At 59.9% G+C, this 19,773-nt stretch carries 22 protein-coding genes; all 22 read left to right on the plus strand.

Translation table 11 applies throughout. The features are described from left to right. Position 1: 1 nt before the first annotated feature. The 22 genes from ACMZPQ_RS04060 (at position 2) to ACMZPQ_RS04165 (ending at position 19,527) form a co-directional block, all read left to right on the plus strand. Complete coding sequence (locus ACMZPQ_RS04060; protein WP_049446852.1) at positions 2-547, plus strand: hypothetical protein; 546 nt, start codon at positions 2-4, stop codon at positions 545-547. A gap of 383 nt (positions 548-930) precedes the next feature. Continuing rightward, positions 931-1,284, plus strand: coding sequence for a hypothetical protein (locus tag ACMZPQ_RS04065; RefSeq protein WP_040008476.1), 354 nt, complete (start codon positions 931-933; stop codon positions 1,282-1,284). Between the two features lie 59 nt (positions 1,285-1,343). Continuing rightward, positions 1,344-1,772 carry a hypothetical protein gene (locus ACMZPQ_RS04070; protein ID WP_146256386.1) on the plus strand — a complete coding sequence of 143 codons (429 nt, stop codon included), beginning with the start codon at positions 1,344-1,346 and terminating at the stop codon, positions 1,770-1,772. 162 nt (positions 1,773-1,934) lie between these two features. After that, positions 1,935-2,501, plus strand: coding sequence for a hypothetical protein (locus ACMZPQ_RS04075; RefSeq protein ID WP_008267292.1), 567 nt, complete (start codon positions 1,935-1,937; stop codon positions 2,499-2,501). Between the two features lie 86 nt (positions 2,502-2,587). After that, positions 2,588-3,277, plus strand: coding sequence for a DNA N-6-adenine-methyltransferase (locus ACMZPQ_RS04080; protein ID WP_229298517.1), 690 nt, complete (start codon positions 2,588-2,590; stop codon positions 3,275-3,277). After that, positions 3,270-4,058, plus strand: a complete 789-nt coding sequence (locus tag ACMZPQ_RS04085) for a DNA methyltransferase family protein (protein WP_146256385.1) — start codon at positions 3,270-3,272, stop codon at positions 4,056-4,058. The genes ACMZPQ_RS04080 and ACMZPQ_RS04085 overlap by 8 nt, the downstream gene beginning before the upstream one ends. Beyond that, positions 4,051-4,713 carry an N-6 DNA methylase gene (locus ACMZPQ_RS04090; protein WP_049451765.1) on the plus strand — a complete coding sequence of 221 codons (663 nt, stop codon included), beginning with the start codon at positions 4,051-4,053 and terminating at the stop codon, positions 4,711-4,713. The genes ACMZPQ_RS04085 and ACMZPQ_RS04090 overlap by 8 nt, the downstream gene beginning before the upstream one ends. Before the next feature lie 499 nt (positions 4,714-5,212). Further along, on the plus strand, positions 5,213-5,383 hold the full coding sequence (locus ACMZPQ_RS04095; protein ID WP_140222693.1) for a ribbon-helix-helix protein, CopG family: 171 nt from the start codon (positions 5,213-5,215) through the stop codon (positions 5,381-5,383). A 46-nt stretch (positions 5,384-5,429) separates the two neighbouring features. After that, entirely contained in the window at positions 5,430-7,079 is a 1,650-nt protein-coding gene (locus ACMZPQ_RS04100; protein WP_100468024.1) for a DNA primase family protein, read from the plus strand. Between the two features lie 62 nt (positions 7,080-7,141). Then, the gene (locus ACMZPQ_RS04105; RefSeq protein WP_100468025.1) at positions 7,142-7,387 is read left to right on the plus strand and encodes a hypothetical protein; all 246 of its coding nucleotides are present in this window, start codon (positions 7,142-7,144) and stop codon (positions 7,385-7,387) included. Between the two features lie 66 nt (positions 7,388-7,453). After that, a complete protein-coding gene (locus ACMZPQ_RS04110) occupies positions 7,454-8,467 on the plus strand; it encodes an ArdC family protein (RefSeq protein ID WP_100442698.1) in 1,014 nt (337 codons plus the stop codon). 360 nt (positions 8,468-8,827) lie between these two features. Further along, the gene (locus ACMZPQ_RS04115) at positions 8,828-10,588 is read left to right on the plus strand and encodes an ankyrin repeat domain-containing protein (RefSeq protein ID WP_197580583.1); all 1,761 of its coding nucleotides are present in this window, start codon (positions 8,828-8,830) and stop codon (positions 10,586-10,588) included. Positions 10,589-11,212: 624 nt separating this feature from the next. After that, positions 11,213-11,686, plus strand: a complete 474-nt coding sequence (locus ACMZPQ_RS04120) for an outer membrane lipoprotein (protein WP_049441812.1) — start codon at positions 11,213-11,215, stop codon at positions 11,684-11,686. After that, the gene (locus ACMZPQ_RS04125) at positions 11,686-11,883 is read left to right on the plus strand and encodes a hypothetical protein (protein ID WP_049441810.1); all 198 of its coding nucleotides are present in this window, start codon (positions 11,686-11,688) and stop codon (positions 11,881-11,883) included. The genes ACMZPQ_RS04120 and ACMZPQ_RS04125 overlap by 1 nt, the downstream gene beginning before the upstream one ends. Then, the gene (locus tag ACMZPQ_RS04130) at positions 11,880-12,458 is read left to right on the plus strand and encodes a hypothetical protein (RefSeq protein ID WP_049441808.1); all 579 of its coding nucleotides are present in this window, start codon (positions 11,880-11,882) and stop codon (positions 12,456-12,458) included. The genes ACMZPQ_RS04125 and ACMZPQ_RS04130 overlap by 4 nt, the downstream gene beginning before the upstream one ends. Before the next feature lie 220 nt (positions 12,459-12,678). Beyond that, on the plus strand, positions 12,679-12,999 hold the full coding sequence (locus ACMZPQ_RS04135) for a hypothetical protein (RefSeq protein WP_049441806.1): 321 nt from the start codon (positions 12,679-12,681) through the stop codon (positions 12,997-12,999). Beyond that, positions 12,996-13,310 carry a hypothetical protein gene (locus tag ACMZPQ_RS04140; protein ID WP_024957519.1) on the plus strand — a complete coding sequence of 105 codons (315 nt, stop codon included), beginning with the start codon at positions 12,996-12,998 and terminating at the stop codon, positions 13,308-13,310. Before ACMZPQ_RS04135 ends, ACMZPQ_RS04140 begins: the two co-directional genes overlap by 4 nt. 68 nt (positions 13,311-13,378) lie before the next feature. Next, positions 13,379-14,422: a hypothetical protein gene (locus ACMZPQ_RS04145; RefSeq protein ID WP_157806597.1), complete on the plus strand. Its 1,044-nt coding sequence runs from the start codon at positions 13,379-13,381 to the stop codon at positions 14,420-14,422. 824 nt (positions 14,423-15,246) lie between these two features. Further along, the gene (locus ACMZPQ_RS04150) at positions 15,247-16,629 is read left to right on the plus strand and encodes an Eco57I restriction-modification methylase domain-containing protein (protein ID WP_238380092.1); all 1,383 of its coding nucleotides are present in this window, start codon (positions 15,247-15,249) and stop codon (positions 16,627-16,629) included. Then, positions 16,626-17,567 (plus strand): BsuBI/PstI family type II restriction endonuclease, encoded by a 942-nt coding sequence (locus tag ACMZPQ_RS04155; protein ID WP_100468030.1) that lies wholly within the window; start codon positions 16,626-16,628, stop codon positions 17,565-17,567. The genes ACMZPQ_RS04150 and ACMZPQ_RS04155 overlap by 4 nt, the downstream gene beginning before the upstream one ends. A gap of 69 nt (positions 17,568-17,636) precedes the next feature. After that, positions 17,637-18,722, plus strand: coding sequence for a YcjF family protein (locus tag ACMZPQ_RS04160; protein WP_100468031.1), 1,086 nt, complete (start codon positions 17,637-17,639; stop codon positions 18,720-18,722). Positions 18,723-19,014: 292 nt separating this feature from the next. Continuing rightward, positions 19,015-19,527: an H-NS family nucleoid-associated regulatory protein gene (locus tag ACMZPQ_RS04165; RefSeq protein WP_197570715.1), complete on the plus strand. Its 513-nt coding sequence runs from the start codon at positions 19,015-19,017 to the stop codon at positions 19,525-19,527. Positions 19,528-19,773 lie beyond the last annotated feature (246 nt).

A 19,773-nucleotide genomic window follows, 5' to 3' on the forward strand; every position in this document is an offset into this window, starting at 1 on the left:
TGTGAGCGGCGCCGTCGCCGCTTACACGATGGGCATCAGCCTAGACTCATTGAACAGTCGACGCCGGGCGGGGAAGGGGCTCTTTCCTGATTTCACGAGGGCGAAGAGCAACAAAGGTGGCACCCGTTACAACTGGAGATCCGTCCTGGATTGCAGCGAGGCGGAGGTGAACGGGCGATGGATATCGGCCGGCCGCCAACGTATCGAAGAGGATGAGGCAAGTGCGCTGTCGGCAGCATTGGCTGTAGCCAAGATCAGGCGCGCTGAGGCCGATGCCGAGATTGAATCCCTGACAAAGGCACTCAAGCGGCTTGGCATTAAGGCGCTTGAACGCGTGCTGCCTTGGGCGGTGGATGATCGAGGGCGGGTGCTTGGCTCTGCCGCGGCCTACCCTGCCCACCTCGCAAAGCCTCACACGACCCTGGAGGCGCTCCAGATGCCCTGGGTCGAGCGGCGTCTGCACGACGTGCTGATGGACGCTGTCGACTCGATCCTGAGCGATGTCCGCCAAGCGCTGAACAGGGCGCGTGAGGCAAGCCTCGGCTGAGGCAAAGGCTTACCGCGAAATGGGATGCCCGAATGCCGGGTCCTCGCGCACTTTGTCGTGAAAATGATTGCTTGCAAGCCCTTGAAAAACGATCACTTTCAGTGATTTAGCCCTTCATGGGAGGTCGCCAGCGAGTGGGTAGGATGGGCGCACAAGAAACGGAGACGCCCTTGAACACTTCCCCCGCCTACCAGGCCCGCCCAGTGGCACTGCTCTCAGCACGCACTTTGGGTCGGTGCCTAAGGAAACCTGTAGTCCGGGCGTGACCGCTTCCGAGTAAGGGCGTAGGTCAGGCCAAGCGGCTCACTACTTCGATCACTTCTTCCGCGCGGCAGATCTGCCGCGACGGCGAAGCTTTACCCAAAAACCAAGGAGATGCTCCCGTGGGACTCGATATGTTTGCAGGAAAAACCCGTAAAGACGTGGTGGACAACACCGCCGTGCCGATCATGGAATGGCGCAAGCACCCGGATCTGCATGGCTACATGCAGGCGCTGTATGCCAGCCGGAGCGGCTGCAAAGACCCGATGAAGTTCAACAAGAAGCCCCTGTTTCTGTCTAGGCAGGACCTGGAGGACCTCCGGCAGGCCGTGCTTTCCGGACAGCTTCCGAAAACGGAGGGGCACTTCTTTGGCGAGTCTCTTCCCGAAGAACAGCACTTCGACCTGATCTTCATCGATGGAGCGTGCCGCCTCATCGATCAGGGTTGGAATGTCTTCTACGACTCGTGGTGGTGATCTCTGTCCTCTCGTACCGCTACCCAACCTTCCGCATCCATCAACCTTCGGAGTCCATCGTGAGCAAGAAGCCCAGCAGCAAATCCCGCCGTAATCGGAAGTCGAATCGTTCCTCTCGATCTCATGGAGCGATCGTTCCGCAGATCTATTTGACGACCAGTGCGGCTTCCCTCATTGAGGGGATGGATAGCATTGAAAGGGAACTCTTTGAAATGACGCTCCCGGACTTGCTGACGTCGGAGGAAGTCACGTCCTGCATTCAAGTTTACGGTTCTTACCGAGCAGTCGTGACCCATTTCGACACGCAGTTTGTGGTCGAGTCCGTGGGGTGCCGCGCCGCTACGAAAGGCCATTCATCCAAGCCCGGCTTTGTTCTGGATACATACGATCAGCATGCACCCGGCGATTTGCAGCCTCCCTCGTGGCTCGGCAGCTTCCAGCCCCTCCTGCGCACGGCGCCGCTGCCCGGCTTGCAGTCCGAGTCGTAACCCCAACCCGGGCAGCGATCGCCTTTCCGGGCTTGCCTAAGGCAGTGCGGGCATCGCTTGCCTCTCTGCTGGCGCGCAGTAACCCAACCCCATAAAGCAAACGTTCAACGCGGCCCTTTGGCCGTGAGGGCGGAGCTTTGCCAAATCATCAAGGAACAGCCAATGAAACAGCGATACACCATCAGCGTCACCGGCCCGGTGTGGGTCGACTACAGCGTCGCCATGGATGTCACGTGTGTGTCCGATGCGATCAACCATCTTGAATCGCTTGATCCTGAAATCGCCGCACAGTGGCTGATTGAGTCATCGGCCTACTCTCTGGAAAGAATCGAACACGAGGTATGCGGAGGCGTGGGGGACGCGGTGTACGAGGCGATCCCGGACTACGTGTTCAACCGAGCCGGTGAGATGGAGTTCGGATCGGACGAGGAGGACGACCACGATGGTGTCGCCGATCCCGTCGCGCCCGCGTTGCCGCAACGCCTCTTGCTGACGGCGACGGGGCTCGCCAGCCGCCGCTACACCTTCGAAGCCGAGTCATGGGAAGACGCATTGAGTCAGTTTCACGGGCTCAGCACCGAGGAGCTCAATGCGCCGACGTGGAGCATTTGGGGAATTGATCTGGACGTGGACGTCAGCCTTGTCGTGGGGGCATTGGTCGAGGGCGGTGAAGCCGACGAAGACGCGCTGGAAGACATTGCCATGCACCTGGACGTGCAGCTGCCGTAGATGCCCTTGCTGTACCTCGGACCCGCTACGCAGGTCTGAATCCCTCGAACTAACAACAACTCCCTATCAACCATAAGGTGTGCACATTGAACATCCTCTCCGCTTCGTCTGACCCGAACAACCTCTTCATGCCGAAGGAGCGCAAAACCACCTCCATCCCCCGGACTAAAAAGCTCGCCGCAGCCACAGTTGGTTTCGACCGCTTGCCGCAGTTCGAGACAACCACCACTTGGCTCACCCCTCCGGAGCATATTTGGGGCAGCCCGAGGGAAGGCTTCACGGGCCTGGGGCCCTTCGACCTGGATCCGGCAACGCCCGAGAACGGGATGCCGTGGCCCACCGCGGCTCGGATGCTCAAGCCCAGCGATGACGGCCTGGCGTCGGAATGGCCGGCGGATGCCTTCGTTTTCATGAACCCGCCGTTCGGCCGGGGGCAAGAGGCCTGGATGGAGAAGATGGCCAACCACCCGGGGGGCGGCATCGCCCTGGTGTTTGCGCGAACCGAGACCCGCTGGTTCCAAAGTTTCGTGCTGAACCACCCCGATGTCAGCGCGGTGGTCTTCCAGGAGGGCCGCTTGAAGTTCCACCGGGCCAACGGAGACGTAGGTGACGCGCCCCCTGCTGGCCCTGCGTGGATTGCCTACGGCGAGGAGGGCGCCCGTCGCTTGAAGCGGGCGGTCAGGGAGGGGCAGATCCGCGGATGTTTCCTGGAGCTGGACTTTGCCCGGGTGAGTTCTGGGGTGGGCGCTGACGTGGGGGCGGCCAACGATGAGTAAGGGCACTTCGAAGAAGGCAAAGCCGACCGATCCCCGCAACAATGCTTACCAGCGGTTGTTGAAGGCTATCCAAGCCATCCCCGGGGAATCGCCCAGGGAAAAGATGCGCAAGTTCACCGCGTTTGCGCTGAAGGTTTGCGTGATCAATCAGGCCGAGGAGTTGTTCACCCGGGGATTTGGGCCCTTGGTCGCCTGGTGTGACTTGACGCTGCTTGGGACTGACGTGCAAGGAAGCGAGGATTGGTGCCACGAAGCGGGCCAGGCCTACGGCGGCGCAGTGGAAACCTTCGAGCCGTTCGAATGCATCCTGGGCCGATTGTTTAATGAGTTGGTGTGGTCAGGGAAAAAGAACGACGCTCAACATTTCACCCCTTGGGGCTTGGCGAGGGCGATGAACGCCTTTGCTCAAGCGCCTCAAAAAGACGAGTGGCCCATGGGTGACCCCACCTGCGGAGCCGGCACGCTGTTGCTTGTGAAGCTTCACGAACTGGCCGGGAAGGATTCGAAGGCCCTTCGGGGGCTTACCGTGAAAGCGAACGACCGCGATCCGTTGTGTGCTGCGATGACCGCACTTCAGTTGCTGTCAAACCAGTTGATCTGGCGGATGCCCATCGGGCGCGTGGTGGTCGAGTGCAAAGACATCATCACTCAATACCTGGAAACGCGGGTGGTGTTTTGGTCTCTCACGCGAGATCGGTTCATCGCCATGGATGAGGAGATCCGGCTCGAGAAGGCCAACCGGGTGACGGGCGCTGACATGGGGGCGGCCAACGATGAATGAGGTCGCCAACCTTGTGAAGGCCATCCGCGCCATCCCTTCCACTCCTGGCAAGCCGTGGAATCCGCGGGTTGCATTCGAAACGTTCGTTCAGCACGCACTGATGTCAATGGCACATATCCACGCAGACACCAAGGGTCACCTCGACACCAAAGTCCTTGCTTTTGGACCCTTGAAAAAAAATGTCGAAGAAGCGCCTGAAGTGGTAGCAGCCATCAACGCTTACATCAAAGCGGTCTTCGCAAGCAGGCCGTTTGACGATGTCCTGGGACGGGTCCATGCCGAGCTGCTGGCCAGGAAGGGTGGGGAAGGGCTGGGTCAGTCTTTCACTCCCGGCGATCTTCTCGATCTGGTTCAAACCCTTGCCACCAGGCATCGGCCTGGTGGGAGCGGAGCCAAGGTCTACGACAGCTGTTGCGGCGCGGGTTCGCTTGCCCTTGCCGCGATCAGGAGTCAACAGAAACACCTTCCAAGCGAAAAAATCCTGGTGCTGGCGGGGGACATCGATCCGTTGTGCGCAGCGATGACGGCTTTGCAGATCCACGCGAATCAAACGTTTCATTTCTTGCCGCTTGGGGCGGTCAAAGTCACGGTGGGGAACGAACTGATCGGTCCCAGGCGCCCCGGGTTTTGGTCCCGCTTCCACCTCTACGAGTAGAGGCCGGAGGCCCGCCTTTCCCTCTTCAAGACTCGGCGGCGAGCAGCCGCCGGCTCTTGCTTCAAGCCGCTTTTGCTCTTGTTTTTCCTAACAGGTAACAAGCACCTGTTACCCCCTTGTTACCCGTGAAAGCCTTGTCCCATAAGGAGGTAACAAGGGGTAACAGGGTAACGGGTGGATCGCGAGCTCCCGATGGGTGTATGCATGGATGTTGTGAGCGGTGAGTGGATTTTTCTTGCGTGGATCTCTTAAACCACTTGTTACCTTGTTACCACCTGTTACCCCCAGTAAACATAAGGGTTTGAAGGGTAACAAGTGGGTAACAAGCACTTGCTACCTCCCAGGCTGATGCTTGAGGTATTTCACACTTTCAAGTGTTTCTGGAGCATCGAAAGCAGAAACGAACATCCGTTGGCGCGAGCCCTTGCCAGTTCCGTAAAGCCTGCTTAGATGGATTTGTGGCCACAACAGGACCACAAATCAAGAAACGGAGCAGGCAGTGAAGACGAAACGCGAAAAGACCGCACGGGATGAGTTGTTGAAGGCCCGGGTCAGCAAAAGTTTTAAGGCGTTGGTGGAGGAGACGGCGGTGGCCCGTGGGCAAACCCCTTCCGAGGCCATGCGTCAGGCGCTTCAAGAGTGGGTGCATCGCCCCAGTCAAGCGGCATAAAAAACCCCGGGTGCGAACCGGGGCGTTTACTACTAGGGATTACAACATGAAGAGTAAGTCGAAGACTGGCCCTGTCAAGGGCGGGGAGGCCAATGGCGACGCCGTTGATCAGGCTCCTAAGAAAAAGGGCAAGGCCTTTGGGGCCGATGCCAATCCCAACGACGCCACGGATGACCTGGGCGTTATTGGGGAAGACCTCTCGTTTGAGCTGGCTTATGCCGACGATATGCGCCGCGCCAACTGTTTCCGCATTGGCGGCAAGATGGACAACGGCGAGATCGATTTTTCGCTGTATCAGTGGGATGAGTCCGAAGGCATCTGGGCCCTGCAAGCCACCCGGGAAGTAGAAGCCCACGCGTTGGACTGGATGCGCAAGCACGCCCCGGAGGACGCCAAGCAGAGCAGCGCGACCAGCTGCGTCAAGACGGCCATTCTCGAAATGATCCGCTTGCCAGGCATGAAGTTGCCTGAAAGCCAGCATCGGGCCATCGTGCCGCTGAAGGGCGGTTACCTGGAGATCCTCAAGGACGCCAACAAGAAGGCCTACATCGAATACCTGCCGGCCGACCCCAAACACGGGATCACTTCCTTGGTCCCAGCGAAGCTCAACCTCGACCAGGTGAGGTCCGGCCGCTACACCCCCAAGCCGTTGGACCCCAAGTCGCGGTGGGCCAAATATCTGGATCGCTTCATGCCTGACATGGCCGTGCGAGGGTTGCTTCAAGAAGCCATGGCGTCGTCGGTCATGCCGATGTGCCTGGAAAAAGCCTTCCTGTTGCTGGGAAGCGGCAGCAACGGCAAGAGCACCTTGCTTCACGTCCTGCGAGCCATCCACCCCAAGAACACTGCGGTCCGCATCGACAAGCTGGATGGGCAGTTCGCCATGGCACCTCTCGCTTCCAAGACTCTTTATCTGGCGACAGAGGCGCCCAAGGTCCTCTCCGATCCCATCCAGCAGGTCTTGAAGGCGCTTATCTCGCGCGATCCCATGTCAGCGGAGAACAAGGGCAAAGATGCCTACACCACGGTGCCGCGCGGCACGCTCTTCCTGGCACTGAACGCCATGTTCTCGGTGACGAGTCACGAACACGGCTTCTGGCGAAAGATTTGCATGATCCCGTTCAATGTGCGCCTGGCCGAGAACGACAAGGACCGCGATCCGGACTTCCACAAGAAGCTGACCGAGGACCCGGCGGAAATGGCCGTGATCATCGACTGGCTGCTGGAGGGGGCCATGCGCCTCATTGAGCGTGGCGGCCTGCCCGAGGAAATGCCCGAGGCCGTCAAAGCGCTGGCCGAGCAGACCCGGCAAGAGACGGACACCACGGCATCTTATTTCGCCGAGCGCATGGTCATCGAAGAAGAAGGCACGTGGACCGACAAGAACGACATCTATGCCGACTACCGCGATTACGTGCTGGAAGAGCTGGGGCGCAAGCCGGTGGGCGCAGAAGAGCTTTGGAAGCGCGTGCGCGAACGGATGCCGGGGCTCCAGCAGAAGCAAAAGAAGGCGACGAAGGGCTCGAAGGCCGAGCGCTGGGTCAACCTGCGCGTGGGGGGATTGAAGCCGCGCCTGGAGGGCGGGCCTCCCCAGGCCATCCCGGACGAGGAGGTTCCGTTGGGTGACCCTCTGAGCAAAGAGGCCATGGAAGCCATCGCCCTCCTGTCGGGCGCACCGATGGCTGAAGCCGCGTAGGCCTTTACAACCGGCGACGTTGCGCTATTGCAAAGGGGTATCCAAACCAAAACGGAGCCCCCATGCCATTGCCCAACCACATCCCCGACGACGCGTTCCCCGAATCGGCCATCGGCCCGGCCGATCTGGAGAGTCCAGAGACGCCGGAAGCGGACCCGCAATACTTGCTCGTGCAGAGCGGGTTTGGTCTCCACGTCCGTCTTGGCAAAGACGGCGACCAGGGATTGCGCAGCGAGGACGAAATCGCCGAGCTGGTGCGGCGAGCGTTGTATCACCGCAAGAGTCTGACCCTTCATATCGAGTTCTGACCCCATCCACCCACAACCACCTGTTGAGAGGCGCAGGAGGTTGAAAAAGATCTGAGGCAACCACCCATGTCCAAGTATTCGGATCTCATCCAAACCACCGCCGAGCGAATGCTCCAACTCATGCAGCAAGGCACCATCCCCTGGCGCCGGCCCTGGAACGACCCCGACGCCCCGCAGAACGGCTCGATCAACGGGCCGTGGAATCCAACCTCGGGCAAGTCCTATAGGGGCTCGAACACACTGATCCTTCTCGGGGCGCAGATGGCCCATGGCTACAACGACAATCGCTGGCTGACCTACCGGCAGGCAGAAAGCATTGGGGCCCAAGTCAGGCGCGGCGAGAAGGGCCAGCAGATCGCTTACTGGGATTTCAGCAAGACGGGCAAGGCCAAAGACGGGGCCGAGCCGTTGACCGAGGGCGAAGAGAAGAACGGATACCAAGGGCCATCGGTGTTCGTCGCCACGGTGTTCAATGCCAGCCAAATGGACGGCATGCCCGAGCCCCCGCCGCCCTTCGTCATGCCCGAGTCGATCCGCAACTTGCGTGTGCGGGAGTTGTTGGACAAGCACCAACCAAAACTTCATCACGATGGCGGCAACCGGGCTTTCTACTCCATCGCCGCGGATTCGATTCACCTGCCGAAGCACCACACTTTCAGCGATGACGTGAGCTACCAGGCCACGCTGCTCCACGAACTGGCCCATTGGACCGGGGCCAAGCACAGGCTCGGCCGCGATCTAACCGGGCGATTCGGGACGGAGGGGTATGCCAAGGAAGAGCTTTGTGCAGAAATCTCAAGTTTGTTCATTTTAGAGCGCCTCGGGATCGGGCTGGGGAAAGAACACGAAAAACAGCACGCAGCATACTTGCAGAGTTGGATGAAGGCCCTCGCCGATGACCCCAGGACCCTGTTCCGTGCAGCCAGCCAAGCGGAGAAGGTCATGACCTTTTTGGACATCCCGGCGTTTGAACGCGAGCCGCTGCCCCAGGTCAAGAAGGAGCAGGACATGGAGCAGGGGCGAAAGGCGGAAGCCGGCCGAAGGTCCCCATCGCGACGCAAGGAGCGCCAAGTTGCTTGACGCAGGTGGGGGATTGACCTTTTGAGGTTTTGAGTTAGAAATAAATGTGTCGGGGGAAGTCCTGGCCGTGCTTCGATTCCTATCCTTCTAAGTGATAACTTTTGCAGGGTGAGCAGTTAGGAGGTGATTGGGTGGTTATCCTTGCTGTATTGGTGGTTTCCGGTGGTTGCTGTCGCCGGGGTGGAAAGAATGCTTAGTTAACCGACCTGAGAAATCACTAACTAGGCGCCATGTTTTTTCTTGAGCTTCTTACGCTGGGTTGAGAGGGGTGGCGAAAGCCGCCCCTTTTCTCTTTGCAGCCCCTTGCGCATCCCCCTTTCTTTGTTAAGACATGAGTATCACTCACCAAGCGGAGGAACCATGGCTGGCAACGTCTTTTCAAATCTACTTCGACCCTTCATCCGTCAAAAGGACACGGAACTACCAGGCGTGGCTTCTTCTGAGCCGCCTGAACCCCCGGTCCGGGAGCGCTTGGATGATTCAAGCCAGCGGCCAGTGGCTTCAGCGGAGCCGGCAACCCTTTCGCCCGTTGAGGGCCCTCAAAGTGTGCCCCCATCGTTCAACGATGAGGCAACGGATCGGTTGGGGAACACTTTGGCCTTCTCTGGTCTGAAGACGAAGGGTCGCTTCGAGGACGAGGTAAGGCAGGCCATCGAAGACGGCGCCGATGTGAAAGGGTATCGCGACGCGCGCGGCGATTCCGCCTTGCATAAATGTCAGGAGCCGTGGCAGATGGAACTGCTTATCTCGGCTGGGGCGGATGTTCACGCGTTGGACAAACAAGGGCGTTCGCCTTTTGATCGCCTGTTGAGCACATACCAAAGGGAACCCGCTTGGTCCGAAAAACCTACTGCGGAAGGTTTGGCGCTGTTGGCGAAGGCCGGAGCGGATGTCAATGCCCTAAGCCAAGGGCAATCCGCTCTGCATGTTGCTGCGAAGCGAGGGCTTGAAGGCGATTGCCACATGCTTATCGATGCCGGCGCCGACGTGAATCTGCGGACGGACGGGGGAGACACCCCGCTCCACCTGGCCAGCGACCCAAGCGTTGTGCTGCGCTTGCTGGATGCCAAGGCCGATCCCTCCCTGCTGAACTCGAATGGCGAGCCAGCGCTCAAACATGATCCGGTGCTTTATCGAGAAAACGCTCGGAACCACCGAGACGATTTTTCGCCGCGTGAGCGCGTCGATGCGGCGACCGACCCGATTTTCCTGGCCGAAACGCCCAGCGAGCTTGTCGCTGCGTTGGGGCAGGGCGGTAGTGTGAGGGACACCGATGCGCTGGGCCGAACCGCGCTTCATTACGTCAAAACGGGGGAGATGGTGCAGGCGTTGGTGTTGGCCGGGGCCCAGGTTGACGCAAAAGACATGGAGGGAAACATTCCTGCCCATACCGCGGACGAGCGCGCGATGGAAGAGTTGGTCGATGGGGTGGGGCGAGGCGTTTCGCAACACCATGTGGAGAACGACAGGGGGGAAACCCCTTATGCGACCCGGGATTACTACCACGAGGATCGGTATTGGGATGCCGAAGCGGAAGAGCAGGCCGCGGAAAAGGCGGAGGAGACGAAGGAGGAGCAGGACCGCGTGCTCAACATTGTGGCCCTCGTTGAGGCCGGCGACGCCAAACGTCTGCTGGAGCAGGTGGATCCCAACGAAGAACTGGTCAGTCGGAACCGAACGTTCAACATCGACGGAGACGAGGGCTGGGCCTACAACAACTATGCCGGCTACAGCGTCCTCCATGAAGCGGCGAAGCAGGGAAAGACGGAACTCTGCCGAGAACTGGTGTTCGCAGGGGCGGACTGGGACAAGGGGTGTAAGCTCGTCGGCGAGCAAGGCTTTGACAACCATGTCAACGGCTTTCGAAACGAGCCTGGCATGAAGCCCATCGATTTTGCGAGCAACCGAGAGACCAAGTCGTTCTTGAACAACGCTGAGAACGAGCTGCGAGCCCACAACCGATCCAAGCTCTTGGACGAGCTTCTTCCCGCTGCCAATGCTTGGAAGCCACCGGAAGGCGGGTTTGCGGCCGACGCCCAGCGCCAGGTCGGTGCGGCCATGAAGGCCCACGGGCAGGACGGCCAAGCCCAGGAAGCCCCTCGCTTGCGAGCGCGCTTCTAAGGCCAAGGGAAAGGGCGGCGAAAGCCGCCTTTTTCTTTTCCATATCCCCTTGCGCATCTCCTTTTCTTTGTTATGGGTATTTCTACCTACACAAAAAAGGAAGATGTATGCGTAATCTTTGTTTGTCGGCCATCGCCGGTGCGTTGTTGCTCTCTGCGGGGTGTTCCAGTCAACCCAGCGCCGCTGCACTTGAAAGAGAAGCTGCGCCCACTGCGGTGATTCTGTTGGGCGAGGTAGACCTGCCCAAGGGGGCGACCCTGGACGATTTCCCCAGCCTTCTCAATGCCGGGGGCATCCCTTGGGAGAAGGTTCAAGAAAGAAAGGTTCAGCTCGAAGGCTCCTTCGACCGTCCTTGGAGCGACGGCCGTTCGTTGGCCGTGACCGCTGACGTTCTCGGCCGAACCACCCGGTTGATCGTGCGGGCTGGCGACCAGCCACGGCTTTCATCGCCGGCCATTTGTGTTCGCGGTGTTGGGTGGGATGCCGTCGCGTCGGATATTTCGCAAGCGCATCCCTGTAAGTAACGACAAAGGCGGCGAAAGCCGCCTTTTTCTTTTCCCGATCCCCTTGCGCAAACCAAACCTTTTGTTATGGGTAGTGCAACCCATAACAAAAGGAGGCCTCATGCGCGTTTTGGTTCTTTCTCTGGTCCTTGCCGGCCTGCTCCCCTTGACGGCCTCCGCTGCGGACAACAGTTCCGCCCGTCGTTACGGCACCAGTGAAACCTTGAGTGTTCAGAACGCCCGCCTGGGCGAGGTGCTCATGGTCCGCGAGGTCGTCCTCCAATCGGACAAGAAGGTTAACGCCGGCAGCGCCATCGGCGCGGCCGTGGGTTATGGGGCCGCTCGCGAGGTTAAAGGCGATTACCGCAGCGCCGCCAAGGTGGCGGGTGGGGTGATTGGGGGCGTCGCCGGCACGGCCGTTCAAAACGGTTTTCGCAAGCGCCGGGGCGTGGAGGTGTATGTCCGGGATCTGGAGAGCGGAAAAGTCATTGCCATTGTTCAGGCCGATGACCTGCCGATCCGCGCCGGGGACAAGGTGTTCCTGACCGGGAAGGGCAGCAAGACCCGCGTTGTGCCGATTGAGGGGCAGCGCTGATGGATACCGCATCGCAAGAAGTTTTTTCTGAAGAGCAGCGCCAAGAGGTCATCCGGAGCCAAGAGGGCATCCTGATGGAGATTCGGAAGCTTCATGTGAAGCACCAGGCCGATCTGACTGATCGCTTCAATAAGGGGTTGGTGTTGGGAATGTTTGTTGGAGCCGCGGCTCTAGCGCTTGGGATGATGCTCGGATGAACCTCTCTCTCCTCGCCCTAGCATGCCTGCTCCCCCTTGCCGCCAGCGCCGCCGAGCTCCGTAGTGATTCGGTCGCCGTTGCCGTCGGGGTGAATGCCACCGTGATCACGCCGCACACCATCGCAGTAAGGGTCACACACGCCTGGGAGGCGTCCCCCACGGAAAGCGCCACCGGGGTTCAGTCCTTCGAACCCATGGAAGCGCCGGGCCGTGGCCCACACGCGGCTTACAACTCAATCTTGAAAAAGAGCCCCGCAACACGCGAAAGCGTCACGCTGTGGGTGATTGACGAGGCGCAGCGTTACTACACGCTCCGAGTGACGTATGAGCGCGTCCCATGCCGCGACACGCGAAACAACGGTGTGGATGACAGCGTATGTGCGCTGCGCATCGATGGCCGCATTCTGCCGTTCTACATGCAGGGCGACGAGCAGGGGGCTTTTGAGGTGGGGGATCAAGTTTTTCTCCGCTCCGAAGGGACCGAGCAGCCAGTGATTACAGAGCTTGAGGCAGCTTCCGTATCCGTAGCCATCGGTGCGGGCAGAGAAAATGTAGCCGTTGGAGGGCAGCGCTGATGAAGTGGAACGCACTTTCTCGTAAGCGCGCCGCTCGCTTTTTGGCCTATGAAGACTGCAAGCGATACTCGCAGCTCTTCCTAGATGGCATGGACTGCTCCCCTGCGCAACCTCACGAGCTACACCACCTGCCAATGGCATGGAATCTCAAGCCCAGCCAGTGGGGCCAACCTCTCACTTTCCAGGCGCGCCCGCTGAGGAGTCGCGCGGGAGGCCGCCCATGGTGAGCGCGATTCTGTTGCTGACGCTGCTCGGCCTCATGGTCCTGATTCCGCTCTGGACGTTCAAGCGCTTTGCCGACGCCAAGGCAGCTTGGCAACGGGTGAAAGGCGGTGAGCGAGACGCTCGCACGCACGGCCGCTTCGTGATTCATGGCGGGCTGTTTGGAGTTGGGATGGTGGTCATCGCCGCGTTCTTGGCCCAAGCCACCTTCAGCGTCTGGCACCAGCTCGCCACCGGGGGAGGCCTGTTTGTCCTCGGCACGGTCGCGGTGCTCTGTCTGCTGGCCTTTTTCTGGGGCAAGGGGAGGTCGCGCGGATGAGTGCGTTGACGATGCTGGTCCTTTCCATGCTGGTCCTTGCTGTGTTTCTCTGCTCGGCGGCGTTTCTCTCTTTTATGATCGCGTTGACTTACCCGACCGTAAAGCAATCGCTGGCCCTATTCTGCGCCGGGAAGCGCGACGCATCGCTCTACGTGGATTTCGCGATTTTTGGGGGGATCTTCGCGGGTTGCGTCCTCACGCTCGCATTCGGGGCGGTGGTCATGGCCCTCAACATTTCCAGCGCTGAGGACGCCGCTCTATACGCGGCCACCTTGCTTAGCGCGGGGCTGGGCTACTGGGTGGGCCGATGAACCGCGAGCCTTCCACCTTGTTTGCCCCAGGCGTTCTTCCCGGGCCTGACGGCATCGAGCTGCTCCCCATGCCTGCGGAGATCCAAGCCATCTACGACGCTGCCCAACGCAACACGCCTTTCAGCATGGACGTGGACGACGCCCTGGCCGCGCACCGCAACGCACACGGCGAAGCGGAGCAAATCGAGCACGCTCAGCGTGTGGATCCTGCGGATGCCATGCCCTCGGAGCGCTACCGGGCTTATGTGAGCCAACGCCGCTATGCGGTCCGCGCCTGCATTCAGGCCGGCATGGCACGAAAGGACATCGCAAGGTTCCTCGGGGTGGCTGTTTACACCTTGCAGAAAGATGCTCAAGCCCTTGGACTGCGGTTGCCGGTCTGCCAACGACAACCGAGGAGCATTGCAGGGCACTCGGTTGAGGAAGTGCTGAGCCTGCTCCACGAACTGGGCACCCGCACCCGTGTGGCGGCTCGGATCGGCGTCACGCAGCAAGCGGTTAGCCTGTTTTGCAAGAAATACGAACTGGACATGCCGCAAAACGGAAAGAAGGCGGTTGTTCTGGCTCGGCGCAAAGAGGTGCGCCGGTTGAGCGAGGCCGGCCTATCGGTGTCTGAAATGGCGCAACAGTTGGCCGTGCCATACGCGTGCATAACGGCCGACCGCCAAGCGCTGAAGCTGCCGCGTGTGCGTCTGCCGGCAGAGAAAATGACCCTCTTGGGCTTGAGTCGAGCAGAGATCGAGGCCCTTCTTGCTCGATTCCAGACCATCAAGGCAGTGGCGTTGCATCTCGGAACCAGTGGGGCGCATGTGTCCTCTTACATGAAGAGAGCCGGCCTCAAAGCGCCACGGGACGGGCGATGCCGCCAGGCCACTACACCATCGACCGACCGCAAACCGCTGAAGCTTCCGGGCATGCGTAAACCGGCGGAGAAAATGACCCTCTCGGGCTTGAGTCGAGCAGAGGTCGAGATCCTGCTCGCCCGATTCCAGACGGCCAACGCTGTGGCTCTGCATCTGGGGGTCAGCGCGTCGTCTATATCTGTTTACATGAAAAGAGCAGGTCTCAAAGCGCCGCGCGATGGGCGACGTCGTCAGGCCACTCCATCATGATTCCACGCAAAGGCTTTCTCGGCGGCCGCTCCCCGACTGAAATCCAATCCTTGCTGGACGAAGGGGTGACTCAGCGCGCCTTGGCCCAACGCCTGGGCGTCACCCACCAAGCCGTGAACCGCTTTGTCCGGCGGCACCGCCTGGCGGGCTCCGGACGGCAGGCGTTCCGGGACCGCCAAGCCCGCGAGCTCGCTGAGCGTCGCCAGCAGGTGCAGCGGCTGGTCCGAGCCGGGCTGACCTCGGCCGAGGTGGCCCAGCGCTTGGGCTTGTCGCCGGCCACCATCGGCCTGGACCGCCGAGCCCTTCGCTTGGGGCGTGTCCTGAAAGGGCCGGAGCAGCGCAGCTTGCGAGGGCTGGGCCTGGACCAAGTTCGGGATCGCTTGAAGGTGGTCAGCCGGGCTCAGTTAGCGCGGGAGCTTGGGGTGAGCACTTCGGCCGTCTATGGTTACTGCAGGAAGGCGGGCCTCGTTCCATCTTGCGACGGCGTCACCAAGCCAGCCCTTCACCCTGAGTGCCCTTAACGGCTGCTTCAACAGGGTGCTTGACCTGCCAATCGTATGGGCTTTCGACTGCTTCGTTCTGGCTTGGAAACGGCCTAGACCCTTGGGATTCGGTGGCGCCCACCTTGCTCAAGCCTGCGATGCGGAGCTGTTCCAAGTGGTTGCATACCGAGGGGTTTGTATCAGCCCTTGAGACGCTCGGGTGCGATAAAATGGCCCCCAATGGTCCTAATGTGAACACCCATGCTCCAAAGAGCCGAACTGCAACGCCGGGAAGTCGCCGGCCTCACCCCCCGACTTCACAAGAGTGCCATGGGGCAGTTCATGACCAACGCCGACGTGGCCGCTTTCATGGCTGGTCTGCTGGAGCCCAAAGCGGGGCCGCACGTGCTGCTGGATCCTGGAGCGGGTTTGGGGGCCCTCAGCTGTGCGGTGCTGGATTCTTGGAAGAGCGGGAAGCTCGGCAGCGGCTCGATGTCGGTTGAGGCCCACGAGCTGGATGGCCGGCTGCGGGAACACCTCGAAGCGACGCTGGTGGGGTATGAATCAGACGGGGTGAGGGTGACGGTCCGAGAGGGCGATTACTTGGCCGCCGCAGCCGATGACTTGGAGAAGAGCAGGGCACCTTTCACGCTTTGCGTGATGAACCCTCCCTACAGAAAGATTGCTGCCAGTTCGAATGCACGCGTCCAAGCGAGGCGCATCGGACTGGAGACCGTGAACCTCTACTCGGCGTTTGTTGGGGCTGCGCTGGCGCAGATGGCCAATGGCGGGCAGCTGGTCGCGATTATCCCCCGCAGCTTCGCCAACGGGCCCTATTACAAGCCCTTCCGGCGCTTCATCCTGGATCGAGCCTCTCTCAAGCACATTCACCTGTTCGACAGCCGAACGAAGGCATTTCGCGACGACGAAGTATTGCAAGAGAACGTCATTCTTTTGCTGGAGCGCGGGGGGGAACAGGGGAACGTGACCATCACATCGTCAACCGACGATTCGTTCTCTGATCTGCGCACACAAGAGTTTCCGTTTTCGGCCATCGTGAAGCCTCAAGACAAGGAAAGCTTTATCCACGTCCCGACAGACGAGGCTGATCTCATTGAAGCCTCCCCTCTCGTGGGCGCATCGCTTGCAGACGTGGGGGTATCGGTCTCGACCGGCCCCATCGTGGACTTCCGGACGCGCGAGCATCTGCGTGCAATGCCGGAAGAGGGCACGGTGCCGTTGATTTACGCCTTCCACATCGATGGGACCAAGACGACCTGGCCCATTGAGGGGGCCAAAAAAGCGAACGCACTGGTTCGAGACGCGCGCACCGAACGCTCGATATGGCCGACCGGCTACTACGTTGTCGTGCGGCGGTTCTCGTCAAAGGAAGAAAAGCGCCGCGTGGTCGCCTACCTCGTGCAGCCGCAGGACCTCAAGGGGCAGGAGCGTCTAGCATTCGAAAACCACTCGAATGTTTTCCACTTCAACAAACAGGGTCTTGAAGAAGATGTGGCTTGGGGCCTATTTGTTTACCTCAATAGCACCGCCTTGGATGACCACCTGCGGCGGTTCTCTGGGCACACGCAGGTCAATGCAACTGACCTGCGGAACATGCCTTACCCCACGCGTGAAACCCTGGAAAAGATGGGGCGTTGGGCCAAGAAGGCCGCCGACCTCGGTCAGAAATCTATCGACAAGGAAATGGAGCAAGTGCTGGCATGACGCAGAAAAGGATTGATGCCGCCGAGGCAATCTTGGCCGCAGTGGGGATGCCCCGTGCGCAGTTGAACGAGCGCTCGGCGCTCTCGCTGCTGGCGCTTGCCGATCTGACGCCGGATAAGAAATGGGCGAGAGCTTCCGCGCCGTTGATTGGCATCACGCCGATCATGGATTGGGTGCGCGAGCAGTATGGCAAGTTGTATGCGCCCAACACCCGGGAAACGTTCCGGCGGCAGACGATGCACCAGTTCGTGGATGGCGGCATCGCGCTTTACAACCCGGACAATCCGGAACGACCGGTCAACAGCCCCAAGGCGGTCTATCAGCTCACCCCCGAGATGCTGGCGCTCATCAAAACCTACAACACGGCGGAGTGGGAAGCGTCTCTTGCTGTGTTCCGTGAGAGCAGGCAGTCACTTGCTGATCAATACGCGCGAGCCAGAGAGTTGAAGCAGGTGCCAGTCGTGATCCCGGGCGGCGGTGAAGTGATCTTGAGCCCAGGTGAGCATAGCCAGCTCATCAAGCAGATCATCGAGGTGTTCGCCCCGCATTTCGCCCCAGGCTCTGAACTCATCTACGCTGGCGACACCGGGCAGAAGGTTGGTGTCTTCGATAGAAAGGCACTCTCGCAGCTGGGTGTGACGGTGGACAGTCACGGGAAGATGCCGGACGTGGTGTTGTATGACCGCAAGCGGGAATGGCTGCTGCTCTGTGAAGCGGTGACCTCACATGGACCGGTAGATGGAAAGCGGCACCAAGAGCTTGAGAAACTCTTCAAGGACAGCAAAGCTGGCCTGGTCTATGTGTCGGCGTTCCCTGACCGCGCCACGATGCGCAAGTATCTGGCCGATATTGCTTGGGAAACCGAGGCTTGGGCCGCTGATGCCCCCACGCACCTGATGCACTTCAACGGTGAGCGGTTCCTCGGGCCTTACAAATAGAGCTACACGCGGTGGCTTAGCTGCGGGTTATTGTTGGTTGACTGGGTAAGAAAAAGGATACAGGGGAATATGGACGGAAACTTCGCTTCAACAATCGCAGACGCGGTCGCAGATGCGGCCAAGCAGATGGGCCATGTGAACATCCTGATCGCTGGTCGGTCTGGAGTCGGGAAGAGCACGCTGGTCAATGCCATTTTCCATGAGGATTTGGCTGAAACGGGGCAGGGGCGGCCTGTTACGAAGGAGACCAAGGAGATCACCAAGGAAGGGATGCCGGTATCGATCTTCGATACCCGTGGCTTGGAGATGGCTGACTATAAGAGCACCATTGGTGCGCTCACGGATTTCATCCAAGCTCGTAAAAACGAGGTTGACCCCACGAAGCACATCCATGTTGCTTGGATTTGTGTGATGGAGGACGGCCGCCGCGTGGAACCCGCGGAAGTGGAACTGCATGCTGCTCTTTCCAAAGTTGTTCCTGTCATCGGCGTGATCACGAAGCATCGCTCCGACCAAGGCTTCAAGAAGGAAGTGGAGGGCCTTCTGCCAGAGTGCAGGAATGTGGTCCAGGTGCGCGCAATCAAAGAGGAGCTTGATGACGACGTTGTATTGCAGCCCAAGGGCCTTTCGACCCTGGTTGAGGTCACTATCGGTGCGATCCCTGAAGGTGCAAAGCGTGCTTTCGCTTCTGCTCAAAAGGCGGATCTGAACACAAAAAAGTCTGAGGCTCGGAAGATCATTATGGCCGCAGCCACTGCGTCTGGTGCTGCTGGAGTCAGTCCGATTCCCTTTTCAGACGCGATGATCATCGCTCCTGTTCAGATTGGGATGATTGCAAAGATTACGTCGATCTTTGGCGTCAACCTGACCAACTCGATGCTCACTTCGCTTGTCAGTTCGGCTGTGGGTGTTGCAGGTGCAAGCTTTCTTGGGCGCACCTTGGTGAGTAACTTGATCAAGTTCATCCCAGGTGTAGGCACCGCAGCAGGCGCGGCTATTTCAGGGACGACCGCTGTTGCGCTGACATCCGCACTCGGAGAGGCGTATCTGGCCGCCATGGTTGCCATTTTCACCGATGATCCGGATGCGTCCCCAACGGGCGAAGAGATCGGCACTCGGTTTAAGAACGCCATGAGGGACATGCTCAAGAAATGATGCCGAGGCCCGGCTTGTCCGCGTGATAAGCCGGGCTGCTAACGTCTGAGAGACGGTTGGATGTCCTGGGTTGCGTCAGCAACAGAAAGTCCTCCCCCTTGAAGTGGGGTGTGGGGACACTTAACAAAGCCATCTTTCGGCGACTCGTTGTCTGAAGTGCATCTTGCTGAAGATGCCGCCTCGCGGAGTCATCAAGTCAACGTTTTCTGTCGTGCCTAGTATGAGTCTGTGATTTGGCCCTCATCCCACTAATGGGCTATAACCGTTGCTTGCCCTCAACGGAGTGTTTCCCTTGGCCTTGACCACCCTTCAGTCGATCAACGCGGAAATCAAACAACTCGAAGCCCAAAAACGGTTGGTGGAGAAACGCGACGGTGAGGTGCCCAAGGCCATCGCGGTGCTTCAGAAGTATGCGAAGGTTCTCAGTCCCGCCCAGCGTCGTCAGGTTGCCAAGCTCATTGGCGAGGCCATCGACGTCACGCCGGCGCGTTCCCCGAAACCTTCTGCGGGGCCGCTGAAAGGCCGAAAGCTCGGCAAAGTCGCCCCCAAGTATCGACTCCCGACGGGAGAGACCTGGGCAGGCCGAGGGCTGGCACCCAAGGCTTTCACGGCATGGGCCAAGTCGGCCGAAGGCAAGGCGTGGGCGCAGGCCAACCCTGGGGCCAAGTTCCCGCCCGCCGCTGGCAAGGTGAAGAAGGCCGCGGCTAAGGGAGCTGCGAGGGTGGGGAAAGTCGCCAAGAAGGCAGGGAAGGCAAAGCCGATTCGGAAACCTGCCAAGAAGGCCAAGCCGAAGCCGGCTGCTTAATCCCGTGGACAAAGGCCCTGCGAATGCCCGTGCCAAGGCGTTGGCCGCTGCACACGTGTTGCTCGTCATGGCGGACGGGACGCTCTTGCAAGAGGAGGCTGGAACGCGACTGCGCACCGAGTTTGGGCTTCATTGGTCCGCCTTGACGTGCGTCCAATACTTGTCAGGGAAGGACGCGGTCGCTGCATTGACCGCCCTTCCGGGCGAGTGGAGCGAGCAGGGGCGGACGAAATCGGATCTCCTCCA

Origin of the sequence: Stenotrophomonas maltophilia, assembly GCF_047497515.2 — a bacterium.
GTDB lineage: Bacteria > Pseudomonadota > Gammaproteobacteria > Xanthomonadales > Xanthomonadaceae > Stenotrophomonas.

What these genes read in the sequence shown, in the direction of transcription:
- ACMZPQ_RS04085 (WP_146256385.1), top strand. Translation starts at nt 3,270, where the DNA reads ATGAGTAAGGGCACTTCGAAGAAGGCAAAGCCGACCGATCCCCGCAAC.
- ACMZPQ_RS04090 (WP_049451765.1), top strand. Translation starts at nt 4,051, where the DNA reads ATGAATGAGGTCGCCAACCTTGTGAAGGCCATCCGCGCCATCCCTTCC.
- ACMZPQ_RS04145 (WP_157806597.1), top strand. Translation starts at nt 13,379, where the DNA reads ATGCCTGCGGAGATCCAAGCCATCTACGACGCTGCCCAACGCAACACG.
- ACMZPQ_RS04155 (WP_100468030.1), top strand. Translation starts at nt 16,626, where the DNA reads ATGACGCAGAAAAGGATTGATGCCGCCGAGGCAATCTTGGCCGCAGTG.
- ACMZPQ_RS04135 (WP_049441806.1), top strand. Translation starts at nt 12,679, where the DNA reads ATGGTGAGCGCGATTCTGTTGCTGACGCTGCTCGGCCTCATGGTCCTG.
- ACMZPQ_RS04130 (WP_049441808.1), top strand. Translation starts at nt 11,880, where the DNA reads ATGAACCTCTCTCTCCTCGCCCTAGCATGCCTGCTCCCCCTTGCCGCC.
- ACMZPQ_RS04160 (WP_100468031.1), top strand. Translation starts at nt 17,637, where the DNA reads ATGGACGGAAACTTCGCTTCAACAATCGCAGACGCGGTCGCAGATGCG.
- ACMZPQ_RS04105 (WP_100468025.1), top strand. Translation starts at nt 7,142, where the DNA reads ATGCCATTGCCCAACCACATCCCCGACGACGCGTTCCCCGAATCGGCC.
- ACMZPQ_RS04100 (WP_100468024.1), top strand. Translation starts at nt 5,430, where the DNA reads ATGAAGAGTAAGTCGAAGACTGGCCCTGTCAAGGGCGGGGAGGCCAAT.
- ACMZPQ_RS04110 (WP_100442698.1), top strand. Translation starts at nt 7,454, where the DNA reads ATGTCCAAGTATTCGGATCTCATCCAAACCACCGCCGAGCGAATGCTC.
- ACMZPQ_RS04115 (WP_197580583.1), top strand. Translation starts at nt 8,828, where the DNA reads ATGGCTGGCAACGTCTTTTCAAATCTACTTCGACCCTTCATCCGTCAA.
- ACMZPQ_RS04120 (WP_049441812.1), top strand. Translation starts at nt 11,213, where the DNA reads ATGCGCGTTTTGGTTCTTTCTCTGGTCCTTGCCGGCCTGCTCCCCTTG.
- ACMZPQ_RS04125 (WP_049441810.1), top strand. Translation starts at nt 11,686, where the DNA reads ATGGATACCGCATCGCAAGAAGTTTTTTCTGAAGAGCAGCGCCAAGAG.
- ACMZPQ_RS04150 (WP_238380092.1), top strand. Translation starts at nt 15,247, where the DNA reads ATGACCAACGCCGACGTGGCCGCTTTCATGGCTGGTCTGCTGGAGCCC.
- ACMZPQ_RS04075 (WP_008267292.1), top strand. Translation starts at nt 1,935, where the DNA reads ATGAAACAGCGATACACCATCAGCGTCACCGGCCCGGTGTGGGTCGAC.
- ACMZPQ_RS04140 (WP_024957519.1), top strand. Translation starts at nt 12,996, where the DNA reads ATGAGTGCGTTGACGATGCTGGTCCTTTCCATGCTGGTCCTTGCTGTG.